The sequence below is a fragment of the Thermus sp. genome (assembly GCF_040290245.1).
In the GTDB taxonomy this organism is placed as follows: domain Bacteria; phylum Deinococcota; class Deinococci; order Deinococcales; family Thermaceae; genus Thermus_A.
The window spans coordinates 1-2668 of record NZ_PSMQ01000108.1; the positions used below are offsets into that span (position 1 = coordinate 1).

4 protein-coding genes are annotated in these 2668 nt (G+C 67.2%); 1 reads left to right on the forward strand and 3 read right to left on the reverse strand.

Features of this window, described 5'->3' with window-relative positions:
* Positions 1 to 110: 110 nt before the first annotated feature.
* Positions 111 to 578 (forward strand): NUDIX hydrolase, encoded by a 468-nt coding sequence (locus tag C4301_RS09735; protein ID WP_352414872.1) that lies wholly within the window; start codon positions 111 to 113, stop codon positions 576 to 578.
* Here C4301_RS09735 and meaB read toward each other — a convergent pair.
* From meaB to C4301_RS09750, 3 genes are all read right to left on the reverse strand, one after another.
* Positions 549 to 1481, reverse strand: coding sequence for a methylmalonyl Co-A mutase-associated GTPase MeaB (gene meaB / locus C4301_RS09740; RefSeq protein WP_352414873.1), 933 nt, complete (start codon positions 1479 to 1481; stop codon positions 549 to 551). The genes C4301_RS09735 and meaB overlap by 30 nt on opposite strands.
* 3 nt (positions 1482 to 1484) lie before the next feature.
* Positions 1485 to 1865, reverse strand: a complete 381-nt coding sequence (locus tag C4301_RS09745) for a RidA family protein (RefSeq protein ID WP_352414874.1) — start codon at positions 1863 to 1865, stop codon at positions 1485 to 1487.
* Between the two features lie 10 nt (positions 1866 to 1875).
* A partial coding sequence (locus C4301_RS09750) for an outer membrane protein assembly factor BamB family protein (RefSeq protein ID WP_352414875.1) occupies positions 1876 to 2668 on the reverse strand: 793 nt, incomplete at its 5' end.

Below are 2668 nucleotides of genomic sequence, written 5' to 3' on the forward strand. Positions count from 1 at the left end.
CGGAAGGTGCGGCTGGATCACCTCCTTTCTAAGGAGAATCCGCCCGCTGATCTCCCCTTTGGGGTTCCTTGGGGGCGCCGAAGGGCGCCCCTTTTTTCTTGAGGTGGGGTGTGGCCAGACGGAGGAAAAAACCCAGAGGCCCCGTGGCCCGAAGGCGGGTGGTTTCCGCGGGTGGGGTGGTGTTAAAGCCGGATCCCCTCGAGGTCCTGGTGGTCTCCCTCAAGGGGGGTCGGGTGCTCACCCTGCCCAAGGGCCAGGTGGAGGCGGGGGAGCGGTACGCTGAGACCGCCGTCCGGGAGGTGCGGGAGGAGACCGGGGTGGAGGCGGGGGTGGTGGCCCCTTTGGGCAAAGTCCGCTATTACTTCACCATAAAGGACGGCGAGGCGCCCGTAACGGTCAGCAAGGAGGTGCACTACTTCCTCATGGCCTACCGGGGCGGGAAGCCCCGGCCCCAACTCTCCGAGGTGGAGGCGGCTTTTTTTCTCCCTGTGGAAGAGGCGCTTAAGCGGCTCTCGTATGAAAATGAGCGGGAGATGCTCCAAAAGGCCCTACTCCGCTACTGGCGCAAGGAGGCGTAAGGCGGCCTCTTCCGGTGTGAGCCTGCCCTGGGCCACGGCCTGGATGAGGGCCTGGCCGCTTTGTTCTTGGGTTTTCCTCCGGCCCCACTCTTGGATGACGCTTTCCACTTCAAACCGGGCCCTTTCCAGCCGGTGCCCCTCCAAAAGGCCGTGCTTAACGAGGTGAGCGTGGTGGGCCTCGAGGCCCTCAAAGAGCGCCTCCACCCCCTGTCCGGTGGTGGCCACCACGGGGTAGATGGGGGGTAGCCAGCCCCCAGGACGCAAAGGGGAGAGCTCGAGGGCGCTTTTCAGCTCCAGGATGAGCCTTTCCCCCCCGGGAAGGTCGAACTTGTTGATGGCAAAGACATCCGCGATCTCCATCACCCCGGCCTTAAACGCCTGGACCGCATCCCCCGAGGCTGGGGTCAGGACAAGGAGGGTGGTGTCCGCCACCCGGGCAATGTCCACCTCGCTCTGGCCCACCCCCACGGTCTCCACGTAGATGCGGTCAAACCCAAAGGCCTCCAGAAGGGCCAAGGCCGCCACCGTGGCCCCCGCCAGCCCACCTAAGGCGCCCCGGCTGGCCAAAGAGCGGATGAAGACCTGGGGGTCCTGGTGGTGGCGCATCATCCGGATGCGGTCTCCTAAAATGGCCCCGCCCGTGAAGGGGCTGCTGGGGTCGACGGCCAAAACCGCCACCTTCTCCCCCCGCTTGCGGGCCTCCTCGATGAGGCGGTCCGTCAGGGTGCTCTTCCCGGCTCCCGGGCTTCCCGTGAGGCCCACCACCTTGGCGTTGCCCCGGCCCCGGTGGGCTTTTAAAAGCTCTGCCCCCCACGGGTGGCCCGCCTCCACCAGGGTGAGGGCCCGGGCCAGGGCGCGGGGGTCCTTGGCCTCAAACCGGGCGAAGAGCTCGGCTTTATCCATTTTCTACTCCCGTGCGATGCAGGCCACCTCCACCCGCACCCCCCGGGGCAGGGCCTTGACCGCCACGGTGGCCCGGGCGGGGTAGGGGGGGAGGAAGTAGCGGGCGTAGACCTCGTTAAAGGCCGGGAAGTCCTCCATTTCCGCCAGGAAGCAGGTGGTCTGGACGACTTTTTCCAGCCCGCTCCCCGCCGCCTCCAGGACCGCCTTCAGGTTCTCCATCACCCGCTCGGTCTGAGCGCGGATCCCGCCCTCCACCACCTCCCCTTCCGGGGTGAGGGGGATCTGGCCTGAGACGAAGACGAACCCCCCAGCCTTCACCGCCTGGCTGTAGGGGCCGACGGCTCGAGGCGCCCGTTCGGTGGAAACCGGCTTGAGCTCCTCCATACCTTCTATCCTACCCAAACCGATAAAGCCGCCCGTGGAGGTTGACCACGTACACCTCGTTTCCCACGGGAAGGGGAGGGACCTGCACCGGCCCAAGCCCCTCCGCTTCAAAGACCACCTGGCCCCGATGGGCCTCTATGGCCAGGAGGCGGCCCTCCTCGGTGGCCACGTAGAGGTGGCCCTGGGCTAGGGCAAGCCCTGCGGTTACTTTGCCCACCTCGAGGCTCCAGACCTCGTCCCCCGTCCTGCGGTCCAACGCGTAGACCACCCCGCCCCAGCCTGCGGCGTAGACCCGGTCCTTGTCCACCGCGAGGCCGCCCCAGATCTCCCCCTCCAGGTCGTAGCTCCAAAGCGTGTCCCGCTTCAGAAGGTCAAAGGCGTGCACCTCCCCCGCCCAGGTGGGGATGTAGACCACCCCCCCGTACCCTGCGGCCGGGGCGTGAACGGGCCCGGTTCTGACCTTGTACAGAAGCCTTCCCCCCTCAGGCTCCAGGACGTACAACCACCCGTCCTCCCCTCCCACGAGGAGAAGACCCCGATGGAGGGTGGGGCTTGCGGAGAGGTGGCCTTCGGCTTGGAAACGCCACAGGGGCTTTTCTCCTTCCAAAGCGTACAGGCTTCCGTCCCGGCTCGGAAGGTAGACCCGTCCCCCCAGGACCAGGGGGCTTGCGGAGATCTCGTCCCGCGTGGGGAAGCTCCAGGCGAGCCTCCCCCCTTGGTAGTGGCGCAGGACCCCGTCCCGGGTGGCCACGTAAAGCCCCTGGCGGTAGACCGGGGCGGCGCTCACCTCCTCGGGCAGGGCC

What these genes read in the sequence shown, in the direction of transcription:
- C4301_RS09745 (WP_352414874.1), bottom strand. Translation starts at nt 1,865, where the DNA reads ATGGAGGAGCTCAAGCCGGTTTCCACCGAACGGGCGCCTCGAGCCGTC.
- meaB (WP_352414873.1), bottom strand. Translation starts at nt 1,481, where the DNA reads ATGGATAAAGCCGAGCTCTTCGCCCGGTTTGAGGCCAAGGACCCCCGC.